This is a genomic window from Rugamonas sp. GW822-FHT03B10 (assembly GCF_058801745.1).
The window spans coordinates 47432-66800 of the sequence record NZ_JBXANP010000001.1; the positions used below are offsets into that span (position 1 = coordinate 47432).

Here is a 19369-nt window from a genome sequence, read left to right on the forward strand (position 1 = left end):
CATTTAGCACCTCCATCCGCGAATATCCAACAATGTATAGAACTATAAAAACTCCTTGCACTTGACATCATTTACTTGGCCCGCCTATACCAATCGCGTTATCACCGACACTTTGACGCCCCTATCTCGAGAAAGCCATTCCTTGGCAGGATAAAGCTAAAGAGGTTGTGTGGAGCGAGCTCGAACAATTACTCCCTCTCGATGTCGACGAACTTGCGACGCGATTAGCATTGCCTGGAGTTGGATTCACGCACAAGACTTTAGTGGAGCGCGTATCTGCGGGGAAACCTGTTCTTGCCCGACTTTCTCAAGTGTCTAGTCATACTTCGAAGCAAGAGCTTAGACCCTTTCATCGAGTACAGAAATTTGGTTTCTGCAGCTCAGGCACAAACTCAGGTGTGAAGAAGAAGGACGCAGAGCCTGGCCCCATGAAGGTATCAGTCTTTGCTGAGTTTTCTTCGCTATACGACTAACCGCCTCAAGGCGCTTGCCAGTAGGGTATGTGGGTCGATTTCGTACACCAAGCAATTCTCAGGCGAGCTAACGCGTAGAGTCGTCCTATGCCCTACAACTGAGGTCAGCTGTAGGGTGGCGAATTCAAGCCTTGACCCGTCATACACCATTCAGTCGCGCTAAGCGGTCGCTGAACTTCTGCCCGCAGTCCGGATAAATAGGGGGGTGTTTTGCCGCTTTAGGTAGCCAAATTTGTCACGGTAAATGAAAGCGTTTGCGTCCAGGCGGTACAAGGGTTACTTTGCCGGAGCACCCCCTGAAACCCGCACAATTAGTGACGTGGAAACGCACGCTTCTATTTACCGCTTACACACGCTATTGAATGAACAACGTCGTCACTCCACCGTCACCGACTTGGCCAGATTACGCGGCTTATCCACATCCGTGCCGCGCGCCAGGGCCGAGTGGTAGGCCAGCAGCTGCAGCGACACCACGTGCAGGATAGGCGACAGCAGCCCATAGTGCTCGGGCATGCGGATCACGTGCACGCCCTCGCCCGGCGTGATGCGCGAGTCGACGTCGGCGAACACGTACAACTGGCCGCCACGCGCGCGCACTTCCTGCATGTTCGATTTCAGCTTCTCGATCAGCGTGTCGTTCGGGGCGATGGTGACGACCGGCATTTCCTCGGTCACCAGCGCCAGCGGGCCGTGCTTGAGCTCGCCAGCCGGGTAGGCTTCGGCGTGGATGTAAGAAATCTCCTTCAGCTTGAGCGCGCCTTCGAGGGCGATCGGGTAGTGCATGCCACGGCCCAGGAACAGGGCGTTTTCCTTGCGGGCGAAATCCTCGGCCCAGGCGATGATCAGCGGTTCCAGCGCCAGCACCGACGAAATGGCGACCGGCAGGTGGCGCATGGCTTTCAGGTGGGCCGCTTCCTCGTCGTCCGTCAGGCGGCCGTTCACTTGCGCCAGCGTCAAGGTCAACAGGAACAGCGCGGCCAGCTGGGTGGTGAAGGCCTTGGTGGACGCCACGCCCACTTCCACGCCGGCGCGCGTGATGTAGGCCAGCTTGCATTCGCGCACCATGGCGCTGGTGGCCACGTTGCAGACCGTCAGCGTGTGCTCCATGCCCAGGCTGCGGGCGTGCTTGAGGGCGGCCAGCGTGTCGGCCGTTTCGCCGCTCTGCGAGATCGTCACCACCAGCGTGTTGGGGTGGGGCACGCTGTCGCGGTAGCGGTATTCGCTGGCGATCTCGACATTGACGGGGATCTTGGCCACCGATTCGATCCAGTATTTGGCCGTCAGGCCGGCGTAGTAGCTGGTGCCGCAGGCCAGCACCAGCACGCGGTCGATCTGCTTGAACACCTTGTAGGCGCCGTCGCCGAACAGCTCGGGCATGATGCCGGTCACGCCTTCGAGCGTGTCGCCGATCACGCGCGGCTGTTCGAAGATTTCCTTCTGCATGTAGTGGCGGTATGGCCCCAACTCGGCCGCGCCGGTGTGGGCGTGCACGGTCTTCACTTCGCGCTGCACCGGCTTGCCGTTGGCGTCGACGATCCAGGTGCGGCCCAGTTGCAGGTCGACCACGTCGCCTTCTTCGAGGTAGATGATCTGGTCGGTGGTGCCGGCCAGCGCCATGGCGTCGGAGGCGACGAAGTTCTCGCCCTGGCCCAGGCCGACGATCAGCGGCGAGCCCTGGCGCGCGGCCACCACGCGGTGCGGTTCCTCGCGGCAGAACACGGCGATGGCGTAGGCGCCGTGCAGGCGCTTGACGGCTTGCTGCACGGTGTCGAACAGGTCGCCGTTGTACATGTGGTCGACCAGGTGGGCGATCACTTCGGTGTCGGTCTGGCTCTGGAACACGTAACCAAGCGCCGTCAGTTCGGCGCGCAGCTCGTCATGGTTTTCGATGATGCCGTTGTGCACCAACGCGATGCGGGCCTGCTCGGCGCTGGGCGAGAAGTGCGGGTGGGCATTGTGGGTGGCCGGCGCGCCGTGGGTGGCCCAGCGCGTGTGGGCAATGCCGGTGAAGCCTTGCAGGCCCGATTCCTGGGTCTGCTTTTCCAGGTCGGCCACGCGCGAGGTGCTGCGCGAGCGCTGCAACTGGCCATCCGTGTGCAGCGCCACGCCGCAGGAATCGTAGCCACGGTATTCCAGCCGCTTCAGGCCTTCGAGCAGGATGGGGGTGATGTTACGTTGCGCTACCGCGCCGACGATGCCGCACATGATGACCTCTTGGATGAGAAATTTGCAATGAATGCATCGTAGAGCAGCGGCAATGAAATATGCTTTCTAAATTCACCTGTTTTTGAAATAAAATTTCACCAGTGAGAGCGGTTGAAATAAAATTTCATTTTTCACGATATTTTTTACGAATTCATCACATCGCCATGACAGATACCAACTTGCCGCTGGACGATATTGATCGTCGCATCCTCAATGCCCTGCAAATTGACGCGTCACAAACCAATAGTGAGCTGGCGCAGGAAGTGCACGTGTCGCCGCCCACCTGCCTGCGCCGCGTCAAGCAGTTGACGGCGACGGGGGTGATCGCGCGCCAGGTCGCCATCGTGGCGCCGGAGAAGGTGGGCGCGCGCCTGACGGCCATTGTGGAAATCTCGCTCGATGTCCAGGCGGCCGAGCGCATGGACGAGTTCGAAGCGCGCGTGGCCGACGAACAAGCGGTGCTGCAATGCTACCGGGTGGCGCCGGGGCCCGACTTCGTGCTGATCGTGCAGGTGGCCGATATGCCGGCCTATCATGCGCTGGCGCACCGCCTGTTCGCGGCCCAGACCAACGTGCGCAACGTGAAAACGTATTTCTCCACCTTCCGCAGCAAATTCGAGACGCGCATCGTGGTGTGAGCCACTTATCCCCGGCTTATCCGGGCGGTTTTACACAGGCTTATCCACATCCGCCGACCACCCTCGTTGGCGCCGGAAAACTTGTCCCCGGTTTTCCAGTCATTATCCAGTGCTTTTCCCGGAGGTTTTACACATCTTTATCCACAGAGAAAAGTTATTCCCGCATTTCCCACCGCTTTCCCACAGACTTATCCACACACCAGGGCGCCGCGACGCCAAAGTCGCATCCTTGCAGGCTTTGCGTCGCATCAACTTTTTCGCCATGCTCACGAGCAGCCGGTTATCCCCATGTTTTCCCGCGCTTATACCGCGGTTTTCCCATGGATATTCCAGCGCTTCTCCACATGTTTATCCACAACGGAAAAACCGGCGGATAGAGGACAAAATAAGGGACGTGAAAAAACCGGGAAGTTATCCCGGTTTGTTCATCCACTTGCCCACAGCTTTATCCACAAAGCCGTGAACGGACTGGCCCCGTTTATTTCTTGATCTTGACGGGACGGGTCCAGCCCTCGACCGTCACCTGGCGGGCGCGCGAGACGGTCAGCTTGCCGGCCGGCGCATCCTTGGCCAGCGTGGTGCCGGCGCCCAGCGTGGCGCCTTTGCCCACGGTCACCGGCGCGATCAGCTGGGTGTCGCTGCCGATGAAGCAGTCGTCCTCGATCACGGTGCGGAACTTGTTGACGCCATCGTAGTTGCAGGTGATGGTGCCGGCGCCGATGTTGACGCGCGATCCGATCGTGGCGTCACCCACGTAGGCCAGATGATTGGCCTTGCTGTGCGGGGCGATCTGGGCGTTCTTGATTTCCACAAAGTTGCCGATGTGGACGTCCTCGCCCAGTTCCGTGCCCGGCCGCAGCCGCGCATACGGGCCGATGAGGGACGCCGCGCCCACCACCGCCTGTTCGATGTGGCAGAACGGCTTGATGACGGCGCCGGCCGCGATGCTGGCGTTGACCAGCACGCTGTGCGCGCCCACGGTCACGCCGTCGCCCAGTTCCACCTTGCCTTCGAACACGCAACCGACATCGATGGTCACGTCGCGCCCGCAAACGAGCTCGCCGCGCACGTCGATGCGGGCCGGGTCGAGCAGGGTGACGCCCTGTTCCAGCAGACGCAGGGCGATGTTGCCCTGGTGGATGCGTTCGAGCTGGGCCAGTTGCACCTTGCTGTTGACGCCCGCCACCTCCCACTGCGCGCCCGGCTGGGCCGACACGACGGGCACGCCGTCGGCCACGGCCATGGCGACGATGTCCGTCAGGTAATACTCGCCTTGCGCGTTGTTGTTCGACAGCGCGCCCAGCCACTGCTTGAGCTTGCCGCCGGGCACGACCATGATGCCGCTGTTGATTTCCTTGATGGCGCGCTCTGCCTCGGTCGCATCCTTTTGCTCGACGATGCGCACGATACGGCCATCTTCACGGATGATGCGGCCCAGGCCGAAGGGATCGTCCTGCTCCACCGTCAGGATGGCCAGCTTGTCGTTGCCGGCCGCGTCCACCAGCGCGCGCAGGGTGGCGGCGCTGGTCAGCGGCACGTCGCCGTACAGGATCAGGGTCGGCAGGTTGTCGTCCAGCGCGGGCAGCGCTTGCATGACGGCATGGCCGGTGCCCAGTTGCGGCTCCTGCAGGACGGTGGCGACCGGCTCGGTCTGCTTGGACAGCAACTCCAGCACGGCCGCGCCGCCGTGCCCATAAATCACGCATAATTGATGTGGAGACAAGCTGCGCGCGGTATCGATCACGTGCGACAACATGGGCTTGCCGGCCACCGGGTGCAACACCTTGGGCAGGGCCGATTGCATGCGTTTGCCCATGCCGGCGGCGAGGATGACTACATTCATAGGCCGTAGAACTCTGAAAGTTGAAAATATGGAAAAGTTTAACATGCACGCCGCCACGCTACGGCGCGCGACACGTCTTTTCCTGCTGGGCATCATGCTGCTGCTGGCCGCGTGCAGCTCGCTGCGGCTGGCCTACAACCACGGCGACACGTTGCTCTACTGGTGGCTGGACGGCTATGTCGATCTCGACAGTGACCAGAAGCCCTGGGTCCGCCAGGATATCGACGACTTTTTCCAGTGGCACCGCAAAACCCAGCTGCGCGACTACGTGCAGGTGCTGCAAACGGCCCGGCGCCAGCTGCAGGGCAACCCCACCGAGGCCGACTTGCTGGCCGATTACGACGACATCCGCGAGCGCACCAAGTTGCTGCTGCTCAAAGCCTTGCCCCAGCTGGCCGAACTGGCGCGTTCGCTGCGGCCCCAGCAGATCGCCCAGATGGAGAAGAAGTTCGCGTCCAACAACGACACTTTCCGCCACAAGAACATGAAGGGCGACCGCGAGCACCAGCTCGCGTTCCGCTACGACAAGGCGATGGACCAGTTCGAATTATGGTTCGGCAACTTCAGCAGCGAACAGGAGGCGGCCATCCGCCAGGCGTCCGACGCGCGCCCGCTCGACAACGCCTTGTGGCTGGACGAGCGCATGCGGCGCCAGCAAGCCATCCTGGCCCTGGTGCGGCGCGTGCAGCGCGAACAGCTGGGCCAGGACGCGACCATGGCCCTGATCCGCGCCCTGATCGAGGACAACTTCGCGCGCCGCGACCAGTCCGACCACAAGGACTTCTTCGGCGTGTACGACCAGGGCACGGCGCAGCTGGTGCTGACCGTGATCCGGCTCGCCACGCCGGCCCAGAAGGCGCACGCGCTCAAGCGCATGCAAGGCTGGATCGACGACTGCGAGGCGCTGGCCGCGCAAGCCCATTGACCAGCACGGCGCCAGCGCCAGCAAGGCCGTATGCTATAGTGCCCGCTGTTGAATCAATGACTTAGCCACATGCACAAGAAGCCAGCCAAGCCCGCCAAGACGCCGGTCCACGGTCCCAAACACAGCAACCAGGTGCGCATCATCGGCGGCGCGTGGAAGCGCACGCCGCTGCCCGTGCTCGAAGCGCTGGGCCTGCGTCCGACCCCGGACCGCGTGCGCGAGACCGTATTCAACTGGATCAGCCACTTGCGCGATGGCCAATGGGCCGGCGCCCAGGTGCTGGACCTGTTCGCCGGCAGCGGCGCGCTGGGCTTCGAGGCGGCCAGCCGCGGCGCCCAGTCCGTCACCCTGGTCGACAGCCACAGCCCCGTCGTGCGCCAGCTGGAAGTGATCAAGGACAAGCTCAAGGCCGACAACGTGCAATTGCTGCGCGGCGACGCGCTGGCCGTGGCGCAGGGCGCGGCCGCCCGTGGCCAGCGTTACGACCTGGTCTTCCTCGACCCGCCCTACCAGCAGGATTTCCTCAGCCGCAGCCTGCCGCTGTGCACCAAGCTGATGAAGGAGGGCGGCCTCGTGTATGCCGAGTCGGGCTTGCCGCTGGTCATGGAAGAGGGCGCGGAAACGCCGGACTGGCTGGCGCCGTGGGACGTGATCCGGGCCGACAAGGCCGGCATGGTCTACTTCCATTTGCTCAAGCTCAAGCCAGCGGCCGGCTGAACCGGAAGGCGCGGCCCGCTAACCATCACTACAGCGGCAAATCGCCCGCAAATCATGGCAAATGCCCGCCGCTGGCGGCGAACGCCCGTTTTTGAGGCATAATGCGCGTTTATTGGTGCATCTGCAGGGAGCCGCAATGGTTGTAGCCGTTTATCCGGGAACTTTCGATCCGCTGACCCGTGGTCACGAAGATTTGGTGCGCCGCGCATCCGGTCTGTTCGACACGCTGGTGGTGGGCGTTGCCGACAGCAAGAACAAGAAGCCGTTCTTCTCGCTCGACGAGCGCCTGACGATCGCCAACGAAGTGCTCGGTCACTATCCCAACGTCAAGGTGCAAAGTTTCTCCGGCCTGCTCAAGGACTTCGTGCGCGAGCATGACGCGCGCGTGATCGTGCGCGGCCTGCGGGCCGTGTCCGACTTCGAGTACGAGTTCCAGATGGCGGGCATGAACCGCTACCTGCTGCCGGACGTCGAAACCCTGTTCCTGACCCCGTCCGACCAGTACCAGTTCATCTCCGGCACCATCGTGCGCGAAATCGCCGTGCTGGGCGGCGACGTCTCCAAGTTCGTGTTCCCGTCCGTCGACCGTTGGCTGCAAAAGAAGATCGCCGCCACCCGCGACGAGGAAGCAAATAAGTAAGCAAGCAAGTAAATGAGCAAGTAAGCGAGTTCTGTCATGGCTTTAATGATTACCGACGAGTGCATCAATTGCGACGTGTGCGAGCCCGAGTGCCCGAACGACGCGATTTCGATGGGCGCTCAAATCTACGAGATCGATCCGGACAAGTGCACGGAATGCGTGGGCCATTTCGATGAACCCCAGTGCAAGATCGTGTGCCCCGTCAACTGCATCCCCTTCAATCCCGCCTGGCGCGAGTCCGAAGAGCAGCTGCGCGACAAGTTCGCGCGCCTGCAAGCGGCCAAGAAGGACTGAGCGCGCCCGCGCGCGCGGACGCCCGTCCGCGCATCGTCCCTAGTGAACTTCCTCTAAAATAGCATGACCGTGCGGCTATTTGGCCGCGCGCTGCGTTACTGCGCCCCTGCCGGTGGTATATTTCAGCCACGCCAACATTGCGACCCGGATGTAGGCGCCTTTCACTACCTCCTGGAGACAGTATGACCAATCGCAGAACCACCCTGAAAAGCCTGCTGGCCGCCGCCATGCTGGCATCGAGCTTCAGCCTGCCCGCCGTGGCCGCCACGGAAGTGGCCGGCATCAAGTTTGACGACAACGTCACCCTGGCCGGCAAGGAATTGAAACTGAACGGCGCCGGCCTGCGCACCAAGTTGTTTTTCAAGGTGTATGCACTGGGCCTGTATTTGCCCGAGAAAAAGACGTCGGTGGCCGACATCCTGGCCCTGCAAGGACCGCGCCGCGTCTCCATCGTCATGATGCGCGACCTGAGCTCGGAGGATTTCGGCGAAGCCTTCATGGCCGGCCTGAAAGCCAATTCGTCCGAAGCGGAGCGCGCCAAGGTATTGCCGCAAACGATGAAATTCGGTGAAATCTTCGCCCAGATCCCCAGCCTGAAGATAGGCGACGTGCTGGCGCTGGACTGGACGCCGGGCGAGGGCACGCAGTGCCAGCTAAACGGCAAGAAGCTCGGCGGGCCGCTGCCCGACCTGGCTTTCTACAACGCGGTGTTGCGTATCTGGTTAGGCGACAAGCCTGTGGACAGTTCGCTCAAGCCCCATCTGCTGGGCGCGGCGAAGTAATTGCTGCGGTGCGGCATCGGGCCCCGCCCGATGCCGTCCATCAAGTGATCAGGCGCGCGCGGCCAGTGCGCGCAGTTCGGCCGCGTGGCTGGGCGAACCTTCCATCGCGTTCAACATGCGGTTCAGCATCATCGCGTCGCGCATCTGACGGCGCTGCAAACGCTGTTCCTTGCTCAATTTTGGCTTAATCACCAGCATCAGCGCCCGCGCCACCCCCAACAGCAGTGGTTTGAACAGCAGCAGCAGGGCCAGCGCCACGCCGAGCCCGACGGTGATTTCCAGTGCGGCGATCAGGGAAAAATGCTGTGCAGCCGCGTGCACGAGGGAGATGAAGGTAGACATGATGTGCAGGTACAATTAGAATCTACCGTAACTATAGTGCAGCGCAACATATCCATCCAATTTCATTTCCCGATAACAATTATGCGGATGGTGAATGGGATCGTTTATAGTTGACGAGGAAATCATATTTCTGAATTTTCCCGCGATACTCTACACTTGCCTCTAATCAACTAACCGCTGGGCTGCCATGAGCTTTCTGACGCTGGACTTGAATTTGTTGCGCGTCTTCGACGCCGTGATGACGGAACAAAACCTGACTCGCGCCGCCGGGCATCTGGCCATGACCCAGCCCGCCGTTTCCAACGCCATCAAGCGCCTGCGCGAAAGCCTGGGCGACGAATTGCTGATCCGCACCGCCTACGGCGTCAAGCCGACGCCGCGCGCCGAAACGCTGTGGCCGTCCGTGCGCAGCGCGCTGGCCAGCCTGGAGGCGGCCGTGGCGCCGGAAACCTTCGACGTCTCGAAAGCCCACGCCACCTTCCGCATGGCCATGGCCGACGCCACCGCCGCGTTCTGGCTGCCGTCGCTGATGCGTTCGATCGAGCGCGAGGCGCCCGGCGTGAACGTGCGCATGATGCCGCTGACCACGCGCGAGCCGCGCCCCATGCTGCTGCGCGGCGACATCGACCTGGCGGTCGGCTTCTTCCCCGGCGTGGCGGCGCAGTTGTCGAGCGACGTCGGCTCGCCGATCCGCCACGAGCGGCTGTATTCGGGCCATTATGTGTGCGTGATGCGGCGCGACCATCCGCTGGCCAAGGGCGAGCTGACGCTCGACAACTATTGCGCGGCCAACCATTTGCTGGTGAGTTTCTCGGGCCGGGCCCACGGCCTGGTCGACGAGGCGCTGGCCCAGTTGCAGCGCGAGCGCCGCATCCTGTTGACGGTGAACCAGTTCTTCACGGCCGGCCGGGTGGTGGCCAATTCCGACCTGATCACCGTGCTGCCGCGCCACCTGATCGCCTCCACCGGCATGACGGACGCGCTGGTGTCGAAGGATCTGCCGTTCACCCTGCCGGCCGTGCACCTGGACATGCTGTGGCACGAACGCGATGCGCGCAGCCCGGCCCACAAATGGCTGCGCCAGCACCTGGAGGGCATGAACACCGTGGCCCAGCGCCTGGCGCCCGGCACCAGCCCGAAGAACGACACCTATTGAGCCGGCCCGCCGCGCTCAGGCATGGCCGCTGGACTTGTAGCCGACCCGGAAACCGCCCCAGTGGCGGCCGTCCACGTAGATGGGCGCCGACAGGTCGTGCATCACCTCCCCCGTATCGCGCTTGTACGTCTGCAGCAGGAAAGGCTTGGTGTTGGCGCCGCAGCGCTTGCCCGTGCGGTCGCTGAAGATGCGCTTGGTGCGGTTGTTGACGATATCGACCTCGTAATTGCCGGTCAGCGGCTGGGAAAACTTCTTGTTGTGGGTGGGGAAATAACCGTTGTTATCCACAGCGCCGGCGTACGTCAGCTGGGGCAGGGCGCGCAGCACGGCTTCCTGCAGCTCCGGCAGCGCGCGGTCGGTGAACGCGTCGAAGCGCGTGCTGTGCTTGGGCGGGTTGGTGTTCGGAATCGGCGTGTAGTGGCGGTCGAACAGGGCCTCGCGCGTGATCTGGCCGTTGGCGATGGCTTGCGAGAATATCTTACCCACTTGCAGCGCCGCCTGCTGGGCCGCGATGCGGATCGCGTCGTGCGACGTTTCGATGGCCGTGTCGCCCAGCGCGCCCGTGATCACCTCGGCCCGCTCGGCCAGCGCCATGGCCGAACTGGCCGCCTTCGGCAATTCCGCGTCGGTGGACATCATGCTGTCGTGGATGCTGCGGATGGCGTCGGCGATGTCGTGGGTGGTGGCCACCTGCTCGCGCGAGGCGCGCGCGATCTGGCCGATCTCCTCCTCGGACACGCCCGACGAGCGCTCGATATTGCCCAACAAGCCGTGCACGGTTTCCACGTTGCCGGCCGCCTGGCTGACGGCGTCGGCCAGCGTATGCATGCCGGTGGTGGCGCGCTCGGCCTGTTCATTGATTTCGCGCACCATGTGGCTGATCTCATCGGTCGCCTCCTTGGTGCGCATGGCCAGCTGGCGCACCTCGCCGGCCACCACGGCGAAACCGCGGCCGTGCTCGCCGGCGCGGGCCGCCTCGATGGCGGCGTTCAGCGCCAGCAGGTTGGTGCGGGCGGAGATCTCGCTGATCGCTTCCGTGAAACCGTAGATGCGGCGTGAATTGGCTTGCAGCGCCGTCATCACGGTGGCCGCCGTCTGGGCGTCCTGGCGGGCCGCGCTGATGCGCTGCAAGCCCTGGTCCACCTCCTTGCGGCCCGCTTCCGTCTCCAGCCGCACCTGCGACGCCACCTTGGCGGCGCGCTCGGCGTTGGCGGCGATGCGCTCGATGGTGGCCACGTTGCGCCCGGAGCTGTCGGCGATGCCGCTGGCCGTTTCCACGTCCTGCTCGATCTTCTTTTTGACGGAATCGACGAAATACGACGTCTCGGCCGCGCCGATCATGATGGCGTCGATTTCCTCGCCGACAGTGTGGGCGAAGCGGTGCGCGCCGTCGTCGTCGGCGTTGCGCCGGCCCAGGCTGACGATGAGCGCGCCGGCCAGCGCGGCCGGCGCCGCGAGCAGCAGCGGTCCGCCGCCGTCAAACGCCAGCGATCCCAGGTAAGCCAGGCAGGTGCCGCCCGCCGTCGCGCCCAGCAGCCAAGCCGCCTGACGCACCATCGTGTGCTGCAAGAATCCCATTTGCCCTCCGTCCGTTCGTCACAGCGGAGCATCGCGCCTGATCAGGTGCTGTCCTGGACACGAATGCATCCAATTACCATGCGACAAACTGATTCCAAAATACAACAGAACTTAAACTGGCTCAATCACTATTTGTGACTAGAAGGCGGCCAGCCCGGCTATTTGATGGGCAACTTGGTGGTGTTCTTCACTTCTTCCATGACGGCGTAGGTGTGGGTTTCGCGCACGCCTTTCTGCAACAACGTCTTGCCCAGGAATTCGCGGTAGGCCGCCATGTCCTTCACGCGGGCCTTGACCAGGTAGTCGAAGCCGCCGGCGACCATATGGCATTCCAGCACTTCCGGGATCACCTGCACGCTCTGCTTGAAGGCATCGAACACCTCCGGCGTGGTGCGGTCGAGCACGACCTCGATGAAGACCAGCAGCGATACGTCCAGCAGTTGCGGATTGAGCTGGGCGGTGTAGCCCATGATATAGCCCGATTCATGCAACTTGCGCACCCGCTCCAGGCAGGCGGCCGGCGACAGGTTGACGCGGGCCGCAAGCTCGACGTTGCTGATGCGGCCGTCGCTCTGCAATTCCATCAGAATTTTTTTGCTGATCTTGTCCAGCATACTGCATTCTCCCCCTCAATTTTATTTGGTCAAATTGTCGCACCAAAAACTATCTATTGCTAGTCCCCTGCAATACCAGAATTAATCCAGAAGATTCCCCTTTACAATCAAATCATCAGCAGTTCATTGCGCAGTTCATTGCGAAGTTCAATGATTTAGCGCCGATTGCGCCCGCCAGCCCACAAGTCTGCCGGGCGTTTTTTGCACGTGGACTCCATAAAAAACTTCACCGACAAGAGTAATCCATGCACCCAGCCGCTACCCCGGTTTCCACCCTTCCCTTCGCCGCGCTGCAAGCGGAAATCCTGCGTGATCCCACGCCGTTGCGCGCCGCCGTCACGGCCGCCTTTCGCCGCGACGAGACGACGGCCGTGCAATGGCTGCTGGGCCAGGTGCGCGCCAGCGACGACGCCACCGGCGAACAAGCGCAGCAACTGGCGCACAAGCTGGTGAGCGCGGTGCGCGAGAAGCGCACGCGCTCGTCCGGCGTGGACGCGCTGATGCATGAATTCTCGCTGTCGTCGGAGGAGGGCGTGGCCCTGATGTGCCTGGCCGAAGCGCTGCTGCGCATCCCCGACAGCGCCACGGCCGACCGCCTGATCGCCGACAAGATCAGCAAGGGCGACTGGCGCAAGCACCTGGGCGAGTCGCCGTCGCTGTTCGTCAACGCCGCCACCTGGGGTTTGCTGATCACGGGCAAACTGGTGACCACCAGCAGCGAAACCGGCCTCGGCTCGGCCATGACCAAGCTGATCGCCAAGGGCGGCGAACCGCTGATCCGCAAGGGCGTGGACCTGGCCATGCGCATGCTGGGCAACCAGTTCGTGACGGGCCAGACCATCCATGAAGCGATCAAGAACGGCCGCGACAATGAAGCGCGCGGCTACCGCTATTCCTACGACATGCTGGGCGAGGCGGCCCTGACGGACGCCGACGCGGCCAACTACTACGCGTCATACGAGACGGCCATCCACGCGATCGGCAAGGCGTCGAACGGCCGCGGCATCAAGGATGGCCCCGGCATTTCCGTCAAACTGTCGGCCCTGCACCCGCGTTACAGCCGGGCCCAGCGCGCGCGCGTGATGGATGAACTGCTGCCGCGCGTGAAGCAACTGGTGCTGCTGGCCAAACACTACGACATCGGCCTGAACATCGACGCCGAGGAGACGGACCGGCTGGAACTGTCGCTGGACCTGATGGAGGCGATGGCCTTCGACCCCGAACTGGCCGGCTTCGACGGCATCGGCTTCGTGGTGCAGGCTTACCAGAAACGTTGCCCGTTCGTGATCGACTACCTGATCGACCTGGCCAAGCGCAGCGGCCGCAAGTTCATGGTGCGCCTGGTCAAGGGCGCGTATTGGGATGCCGAGATCAAACGCGCCCAGGTTGACGGCATGAGCGGTTATCCGGTCTACACGCGCAAGGTGTACACGGACGTATCCTACCTCGTGTGCGCGCAAAAGTTGCTGGGCGCGACCAGCGTCATCTATCCGCAGTTCGCCACCCACAACGCGCAGACCCTGTCCACCATCTACACCTGGGCCAAGCGCGACGGCGTGAGCGACTATGAATTCCAGTGCCTGCATGGCATGGGCGAAACCCTGTACGACCAGGTGGTGGGCAAGGACAACCTCGACAAGGGTTGCCGCATCTACGCGCCGGTCGGCTCGCATGAAACGTTGCTGGCCTACCTGGTGCGCCGCCTGCTGGAAAACGGCGCCAATTCCTCGTTCGTGAACCAGATCGTCGACGCCAATGTGCCCATCGCATCGCTGATCGAGGATCCGCTGCGACAGGCGCGCGCACTGGGCGGCTCGCCCCATCCCGGCATCGCCCTGCCGCAAGCCATGTTCGGCGCCGAACGCCGGAACTCGGCCGGCGTCGACCTGTCCAACGAAGACGTGCTGCGCACGCTGGCCGACGCGCTGGCGGCCCCGCGCAGCTGGCGCGCCGCGCCGCTGCTGGACGGCCCCGTCAGCGTGGGCCAGCCTTTGCAGGCCGTGACCAACCCGGCCCAGCGCACGGACGTGGTGGGCCAGCTGGTTGAAGCCAGCGCGGCCGACGTGGAAACGGCGCTGGCCAGCGCCAGCCAGTTCGCGATGGATTGGCAAACGACGGAGCCGGCCCTGCGCGCGGCCGCGTTGACGCGCGCAGCCGACTTGTTCGAAACCCACCAGGTGGAACTGATGACGCTGGCGGTGCGCGAAGCGGGCAAATCGTTGCCAAACGCCATCGCGGAAATCCGCGAGGCGGTCGACTTCCTGCGCTACTACGCGGCCCAGGTGCACGGCGCCACCAACACGCTGGCGCTGGGGCCCGTGACCTGCATCAGCCCGTGGAACTTCCCGCTGGCCATCTTCACGGGTCAGGTGGGCGCGGCGCTGGCCGCCGGCAACGTGGTGCTGGCCAAGCCGGCCGAACAGACGCCGCTGATCGCTTACCGCGCCGTGGAACTGCTGCACGAAGCGGGCGTGCCGCGCGCCGCGCTGCAATTCCTGCCCGGCCGCGGTGAAGTGGTGGGCGCCGGCTTGTGCAACGACGCCCGCGTCAAAGGCGTCATCTTCACCGGCTCGACGGAAGTGGCCCAGCTGATCAACCGCACGCTGGCGCGCCGCGCGGTGGCCGAAGGCACGGACATTCCGCTGATCGCCGAGACGGGCGGCCAGAACGCCATGATCGTCGATTCGTCGGCGCTGCCGGAACAGGTGGTGCAGGATGCGATCTCGTCCGCCTTCGACAGCGCCGGCCAGCGTTGCTCGGCCCTGCGCGTGCTGTTCCTGCAGGAGGATATCGCCGACAAGACCATCAAGATGCTCAAGGGCGCCATGCTGGAACTGAAGGTCGGCAATCCGGACCGGCTGGCGACCGACATCGGCCCCGTGATCGACGCGGAAGCGCAGCAAAACCTGCTGGGCCACATCAACCGCCTCAAGCAGACCGCCATCAGCCATTTCGCGCTGGAGCTGCCGCTCAACGTGGCCGGCACCTTCGTGCCGCCGACCGTGATGGAAATCCGCTCGCTGAGCGAATTGAAGCAGGAAGTGTTCGGCCCCGTGCTGCACGTGATCCGCTACAAGCGCGCCGATCTGCCCAAGCTGGTGGAACAGATCAACGCCAGCGGCTACGGCCTGACGCTGGGCATCCATTCGCGCATCGACGAGACCATCGAATTCATCAGCGAGCGCGCCCATGTGGGCAACATCTACGTCAACCGCAACATCGTGGGCGCCGTGGTCGGCGTGCAACCGTTTGGCGGCGAAGGCAAATCGGGCACCGGCCCGAAAGCGGGCGGCCCGCTGTATCTGAAACGGCTGCAGCGCGGCGCGGCCACCGTGGCGCGGCATGGCCACCAGGGTTCGGCGGCGCTGGACGACCTGGAGGTCTGGGCCAAACAACAGGGCAAGCAACAACTGGCCAGCATGACCGAGCAATACTGCCGGACGACCATGCTGGGCAGCACCACCGTCCTGCCGGGCCCGACTGGCGAACGCAATACCCTCCGTTATGTGGGCCGTGGCGCGATCTTGTGCGTGGCATCGACGCCCGACTGCCTGTTGAACCAGCTGGCCGCCACGCTGGCGACGGGCAATACCGCCCTGATGAGCACGGAAACGGCCTGCCTACTGCCGGCCGGCTTGCCGGTGCCGGTGATGGCGAGTGTGCGCACGTTCGCAGCGCTGGACCAGCTCGACGGTGAATTCCAGGTCGCGCTGGTGGAATCGGCGCTGGTCAACACGCTACGCCCGCAGCTGGCGGCCCGTGACGGCGCGCTGGTGGCCCTGATCGACACCAACGAAGACGGCGCCATCCCGCTATGGCGTCTGCTGGCTGAGCGCGCCCTGTGCGTCAACACGACAGCGGCCGGCGGCAACGCCAGCCTGATGACGCTGGAAGCGTAAGCGATGGCGGCCAGACGGCCGCCAGCATCTCCACATCGGGGACGTAACACTGTTGATTCAACTTCAACGGTATTACGTCCCTTTTTTATGCTGCGCGACAGAAACGCTGGAGGATGTCGAACGCGTAGGGGGAGGCCACCGTTTTGACGAAATGCATGAAGTCGGTGGCGGCGTCCTCGTTCGCTTTGTCCGAGATGGTGCGGATCACGGCGAACGGAATGCCCAGCTCGAAACAGACTTGCGCCACGGCGGCGCCTTCCATTTCCACCGCCAGCAAGGCCGGCAAGGCCGTTTTCAATTGCGCGACCTGGCCCCGCTTGCCGATGAACTGGTCGCCGCTGGCGATCAAGCCGCGGTGCAGCCGCGGTTTTTCCAGTTTGAACGCTTGCGCCGTTTCCAGGCTGATCACGCTGTCCAGGCCGTGCTCGATGCATTGCTGGCCGGCGCCAGCCACGCGATCGCTCAGTTTCACGTCCGTTTCAAAATGCGACAAGCCCGTCAACGGGATCTGATAACGCGGAAACAGGGGGCTGGCATCGAAATCATGCTGAATCAGCGATTCGGCCACCACGATATCCCCAACATTGACATTTGCGTCGGCACTTCCGGCCACGCCCGTGAACACGATGTGGGTAACTTCGAACTTTTCCACAAGGATTGCGGCTGTCATCGCGGCTGCAACCTTGCCTATACGCGATAGAACGCACACAGCGTCGATTTCCCACAACTTTCCTGCCGTGTACTCACGCATGCCGTGAACGCGCTTGCAGGGCCCTTCCATGGCTTCTATCAGCCCGTGCTGTTCTTCAGCCAGTGCGCTGATGATGCCTAAACGCATACTTTTCTGTGAATTCATCGTCCTGGAGGCGGTTCTGTCGGTGGACAACGGTCGCTTTTTCCACCGTAAGCCGTTGCTCAGTGTTTTATATAAAGATGTATATATAAACCTGATAGTAGATAGTAAACCGGCACATTTCTGTGGATAAGTAGGTAAACCATAGCAAAATCATGGTCTTAGCGCACAGACAACCGGCTGCACAAGCATTGTATCCATGGCGGATGAATTTGGGATAAAAAATTTCGTGTGCACAAGTAGCGAGTTTTCCCACATCTCATCCTGTGGATATGCAGGCGCTTATCCACAACACAGAGGCCGGAACGACGCGATTGGAGCCGTTTCTTGTCCAGCGTTGCGGTTTTGGATGTCGAGCAGGTGCTCGTAGCACGGTCTTCAGGACGACGGGTAACGTTTTTTTTTTGAGCGACCGGCGGCTTCTGCGTTTTAGTTGTTTACAAAAGTTTTATATCAAAATAGTAGTAGTAGTAAACGTGCAAATTCCTGTGGATAAGTCGGTTAACGGCTTAAAAATCATCTGTTTACGACGTAGATAAGCACTTGCATAATCGTTGTATCAGTTCAGGAGCAATTCTGTATAAAATGGCGGCCTTTGGACAAATCCGTCCTTACGCACAAGTCGTCCTGTGGATATCCAGTAACTTATCAACAGGCGAGTCATCAATCCGGCGATTTTTTGCCGCTTTTCCGTCTACAAGTAGCTGAAACGACGGTTTTTCCCCCTCAAAAAGATTTGCATGGCATGTCGCGGCTTCGATTGGCAGGTGGTTGTGCGCGTTCACCCAGCCCGATGTGGCCACCTGAAGCGATATGACGGGCTTTTTTGGATCAGTCCGATGTTGACGGGGAGTGCGACGAACGTCTGGCGGTCATCCTGGATGAGGTCAGCAAGACGAAGTTCCCTGCGTTGCGTTGGCTGGCGGTGCAGATCGGGTTCAGATCGTCGCTATGATTTTTCGTTTCGCGCGGCGTGAGCCGCGCTCGCTGGCATGACCGGATCCCGTGTTCGGTTTTTCTTCGCATCGCGTTGGCTTTGGTTTACTGTAAAGTCGTATATAAAAATAATAGTAGTTGTTAACGCGGACATGTTTCTGTGGATAAGTCCGTAATTTGAATTAGAATCAAGCGTTTGCGCGATGCATAAGCGGGCGCGTAAACCTTGTATGACCGGGGAACTGTTTTGGGATAAAAAAAAGGCTCCGGTCTTTTGTTTTGTTTACCCACATTTCGCGCCTGTGGATATCCAGAGACTTATCCACAAGAAAAACGGCCGAATTTGCCGGTTTTTTGTGCATGAACTGCCACGGGACGATGTTTCAGGAGCAAATGCATGGATTTACGGACACTTTTTCCACATCCCATCATCCAGGGACCCATGGCTGGCGGCTCCAACACCCCTGCCCAGGTCGCGGCTGCGTCGAACGCCGGCGCGCTGGGATCGCTGGGTGCTTCGCTGTTGTCGCCCGACACGCTGCGTAGCCAGGTCGCCCAGATCCGCAGCCTGACCGATCGGCCTTTCTGCCTCAATTTCTTCGTTTTACAGACCCCAGCGCCCGATGCGGCCGAGGTTGACGCCGGCATCGCCATGCTGGAGCCGGTCTGGTCGGCGCTGGGGTGGACCGCATTGCCGAAGCCGGCCAAGTGGTGCGAGGATTTCGCGGCCCAGTTCGAGGCGCTGATCGCATTAAAGCCGGCCGTCGCCAGTTTCACGTTCGGCATCCTGAGCGCGCAACAGGTGGCGCGGCTGCATGAGGCCGGCATCGCCGTGATCGGCACCATCACCACCGTGGACGAAGCGCTGGCCTGGCAGGAACGGGGGGCCGATGCCGTCATCGCATCCGGCGTGGAGGCGGGCGGCCACCGCGGCACCTTCCTCGGTCCGCAAACGGAGGCAAAGCTGACCACTTTTGAGTTATTGCCGCAAGTGGTGGCGGCCGTGCGCATTCCCGTGATCGCTGCCGGCGGCATCATGGATGGCGCCGACATCAAGCGTGCGCTGCGTGCGGGCGCCCAGGCGGTGCAGATGGGCACGGCGTTTCTCGTGACGGACGAATCGGGCATCCATCCCGCCTACAAACAGCGTTTGTTGACGGCCGGCGACCATCCGACCCGGCTCACGCGCAGTTTTTCCGGCCGTTATGCGCGCGGGCTGGACAACCGCTTCATGCAGATGATGGCGGCCGTGGAGCAACAAGTGCCACCATACCCCGTGCAAAACGCGCTCACCGGAAGTATCCGGGCGGAAGCGGCCAAGCGCGGCGATACCGAATTCATGTCGTTGTGGTGCGGCATGGGCGTGGCGCGCGCGCGTCCGATGCCGGTCGCGCAACTGGTGCGGACTTTGCTGGCGGAAATCGCGGCGGCGTGAACGCGCGGTGCGGCCGCTAGCCGGCCGTCACTTTATCGT

General features: G+C 62.3%; 15 protein-coding genes. 9 read left to right on the forward strand and 6 right to left on the reverse strand.

What is annotated here, in order from left to right; translation table 11 throughout:
- Positions 1-848 precede the first annotated feature (848 nt).
- Positions 849-2678, reverse strand: a complete 1830-nt coding sequence (gene glmS / locus AC1RQG_RS00210; protein WP_493127127.1) for a glutamine--fructose-6-phosphate transaminase (isomerizing) — start codon at positions 2676-2678, stop codon at positions 849-851.
- A gap of 164 nt (positions 2679-2842) precedes the next feature.
- On the opposite strand from glmS, the gene AC1RQG_RS00215 reads away from it, so the two are divergent.
- Entirely contained in the window at positions 2843-3316 is a 474-nt protein-coding gene (locus tag AC1RQG_RS00215; protein WP_493127129.1) for an Lrp/AsnC family transcriptional regulator, read from the forward strand.
- 478 nt (positions 3317-3794) lie between these two features.
- Here the strand turns inward: AC1RQG_RS00215 and glmU are convergent, their stop codons facing one another.
- Positions 3795-5159, reverse strand: coding sequence for a bifunctional UDP-N-acetylglucosamine diphosphorylase/glucosamine-1-phosphate N-acetyltransferase GlmU (glmU, locus tag AC1RQG_RS00220; RefSeq protein WP_493127131.1), 1365 nt, complete (start codon positions 5157-5159; stop codon positions 3795-3797).
- A gap of 28 nt (positions 5160-5187) precedes the next feature.
- On the opposite strand from glmU, the gene AC1RQG_RS00225 reads away from it, so the two are divergent.
- The 5 genes from AC1RQG_RS00225 (at position 5188) to AC1RQG_RS00245 (ending at position 8517) form a co-directional block, all read left to right on the forward strand.
- The gene (locus tag AC1RQG_RS00225; protein ID WP_493127134.1) at positions 5188-6084 is read left to right on the forward strand and encodes a DUF6279 family lipoprotein; all 897 of its coding nucleotides are present in this window, start codon (positions 5188-5190) and stop codon (positions 6082-6084) included.
- A gap of 69 nt (positions 6085-6153) precedes the next feature.
- Entirely contained in the window at positions 6154-6801 is a 648-nt protein-coding gene (gene rsmD, locus AC1RQG_RS00230) for a 16S rRNA (guanine(966)-N(2))-methyltransferase RsmD (RefSeq protein WP_493127136.1), read from the forward strand.
- Between the two features lie 136 nt (positions 6802-6937).
- Positions 6938-7441, forward strand: a complete 504-nt coding sequence (gene coaD, locus AC1RQG_RS00235) for a pantetheine-phosphate adenylyltransferase (RefSeq protein WP_493127138.1) — start codon at positions 6938-6940, stop codon at positions 7439-7441.
- A 36-nt stretch (positions 7442-7477) separates the two neighbouring features.
- On the forward strand, positions 7478-7735 hold the full coding sequence (locus AC1RQG_RS00240) for a YfhL family 4Fe-4S dicluster ferredoxin (protein WP_493127140.1): 258 nt from the start codon (positions 7478-7480) through the stop codon (positions 7733-7735).
- Positions 7736-7917: 182 nt separating this feature from the next.
- The gene (locus tag AC1RQG_RS00245; protein ID WP_493127142.1) at positions 7918-8517 is read left to right on the forward strand and encodes a chalcone isomerase family protein; all 600 of its coding nucleotides are present in this window, start codon (positions 7918-7920) and stop codon (positions 8515-8517) included.
- A 48-nt stretch (positions 8518-8565) separates the two neighbouring features.
- Here the strand turns inward: AC1RQG_RS00245 and AC1RQG_RS00250 are convergent, their stop codons facing one another.
- Positions 8566-8859, reverse strand: coding sequence for a hypothetical protein (locus AC1RQG_RS00250; protein WP_493127144.1), 294 nt, complete (start codon positions 8857-8859; stop codon positions 8566-8568).
- Between the two features lie 187 nt (positions 8860-9046).
- On the opposite strand from AC1RQG_RS00250, the gene AC1RQG_RS00255 reads away from it, so the two are divergent.
- On the forward strand, positions 9047-10015 hold the full coding sequence (locus tag AC1RQG_RS00255; protein WP_182215008.1) for a LysR family transcriptional regulator: 969 nt from the start codon (positions 9047-9049) through the stop codon (positions 10013-10015).
- Between the two features lie 15 nt (positions 10016-10030).
- On the opposite strand, the gene AC1RQG_RS00260 is transcribed toward AC1RQG_RS00255, so the two are convergent.
- Both AC1RQG_RS00260 and AC1RQG_RS00265 read right to left on the reverse strand, forming a co-directional pair.
- On the reverse strand, positions 10031-11593 hold the full coding sequence (locus AC1RQG_RS00260) for a methyl-accepting chemotaxis protein (RefSeq protein WP_493127146.1): 1563 nt from the start codon (positions 11591-11593) through the stop codon (positions 10031-10033).
- A 158-nt stretch (positions 11594-11751) separates the two neighbouring features.
- Positions 11752-12207, reverse strand: a complete 456-nt coding sequence (locus AC1RQG_RS00265; RefSeq protein WP_182160856.1) for an Lrp/AsnC ligand binding domain-containing protein — start codon at positions 12205-12207, stop codon at positions 11752-11754.
- 245 nt (positions 12208-12452) lie between these two features.
- Here AC1RQG_RS00265 and putA point away from each other — a divergent pair, with 245 nt between their 5' ends.
- A complete protein-coding gene (gene putA / locus AC1RQG_RS00270) occupies positions 12453-16106 on the forward strand; it encodes a trifunctional transcriptional regulator/proline dehydrogenase/L-glutamate gamma-semialdehyde dehydrogenase (protein ID WP_493127148.1) in 3654 nt (1217 codons plus the stop codon).
- Positions 16107-16191: 85 nt separating this feature from the next.
- Here putA and AC1RQG_RS00275 read toward each other — a convergent pair whose 3' ends face one another.
- Positions 16192-16944: a 5'-methylthioadenosine/adenosylhomocysteine nucleosidase gene (locus tag AC1RQG_RS00275; protein WP_493127150.1), complete on the reverse strand. Its 753-nt coding sequence runs from the start codon at positions 16942-16944 to the stop codon at positions 16192-16194.
- 1348 nt (positions 16945-18292) lie between these two features.
- Here AC1RQG_RS00275 and AC1RQG_RS00280 point away from each other — a divergent pair.
- Positions 18293-19330: an NAD(P)H-dependent flavin oxidoreductase gene (locus AC1RQG_RS00280; protein WP_493127152.1), complete on the forward strand. Its 1038-nt coding sequence runs from the start codon at positions 18293-18295 to the stop codon at positions 19328-19330.
- The last annotated feature ends 39 nt before the right edge of the window (positions 19331-19369 follow it).

What these genes read in the sequence shown, in the direction of transcription:
- glmS (WP_493127127.1), bottom strand. Translation starts at nt 2,678, where the DNA reads ATGTGCGGCATCGTCGGCGCGGTAGCGCAACGTAACATCACCCCCATC.
- AC1RQG_RS00215 (WP_493127129.1), top strand. Translation starts at nt 2,843, where the DNA reads ATGACAGATACCAACTTGCCGCTGGACGATATTGATCGTCGCATCCTC.
- glmU (WP_493127131.1), bottom strand. Translation starts at nt 5,159, where the DNA reads ATGAATGTAGTCATCCTCGCCGCCGGCATGGGCAAACGCATGCAATCG.
- AC1RQG_RS00225 (WP_493127134.1), top strand. Translation starts at nt 5,188, where the DNA reads ATGGAAAAGTTTAACATGCACGCCGCCACGCTACGGCGCGCGACACGT.
- rsmD (WP_493127136.1), top strand. Translation starts at nt 6,154, where the DNA reads ATGCACAAGAAGCCAGCCAAGCCCGCCAAGACGCCGGTCCACGGTCCC.
- coaD (WP_493127138.1), top strand. Translation starts at nt 6,938, where the DNA reads ATGGTTGTAGCCGTTTATCCGGGAACTTTCGATCCGCTGACCCGTGGT.
- AC1RQG_RS00240 (WP_493127140.1), top strand. Translation starts at nt 7,478, where the DNA reads ATGGCTTTAATGATTACCGACGAGTGCATCAATTGCGACGTGTGCGAG.
- AC1RQG_RS00245 (WP_493127142.1), top strand. Translation starts at nt 7,918, where the DNA reads ATGACCAATCGCAGAACCACCCTGAAAAGCCTGCTGGCCGCCGCCATG.
- AC1RQG_RS00250 (WP_493127144.1), bottom strand. Translation starts at nt 8,859, where the DNA reads ATGTCTACCTTCATCTCCCTCGTGCACGCGGCTGCACAGCATTTTTCC.
- AC1RQG_RS00255 (WP_182215008.1), top strand. Translation starts at nt 9,047, where the DNA reads ATGAGCTTTCTGACGCTGGACTTGAATTTGTTGCGCGTCTTCGACGCC.
- AC1RQG_RS00260 (WP_493127146.1), bottom strand. Translation starts at nt 11,593, where the DNA reads ATGGGATTCTTGCAGCACACGATGGTGCGTCAGGCGGCTTGGCTGCTG.
- AC1RQG_RS00265 (WP_182160856.1), bottom strand. Translation starts at nt 12,207, where the DNA reads ATGCTGGACAAGATCAGCAAAAAAATTCTGATGGAATTGCAGAGCGAC.
- putA (WP_493127148.1), top strand. Translation starts at nt 12,453, where the DNA reads ATGCACCCAGCCGCTACCCCGGTTTCCACCCTTCCCTTCGCCGCGCTG.
- AC1RQG_RS00275 (WP_493127150.1), bottom strand. Translation starts at nt 16,944, where the DNA reads ATGCGTTTAGGCATCATCAGCGCACTGGCTGAAGAACAGCACGGGCTG.
- AC1RQG_RS00280 (WP_493127152.1), top strand. Translation starts at nt 18,293, where the DNA reads ATGGATTTACGGACACTTTTTCCACATCCCATCATCCAGGGACCCATG.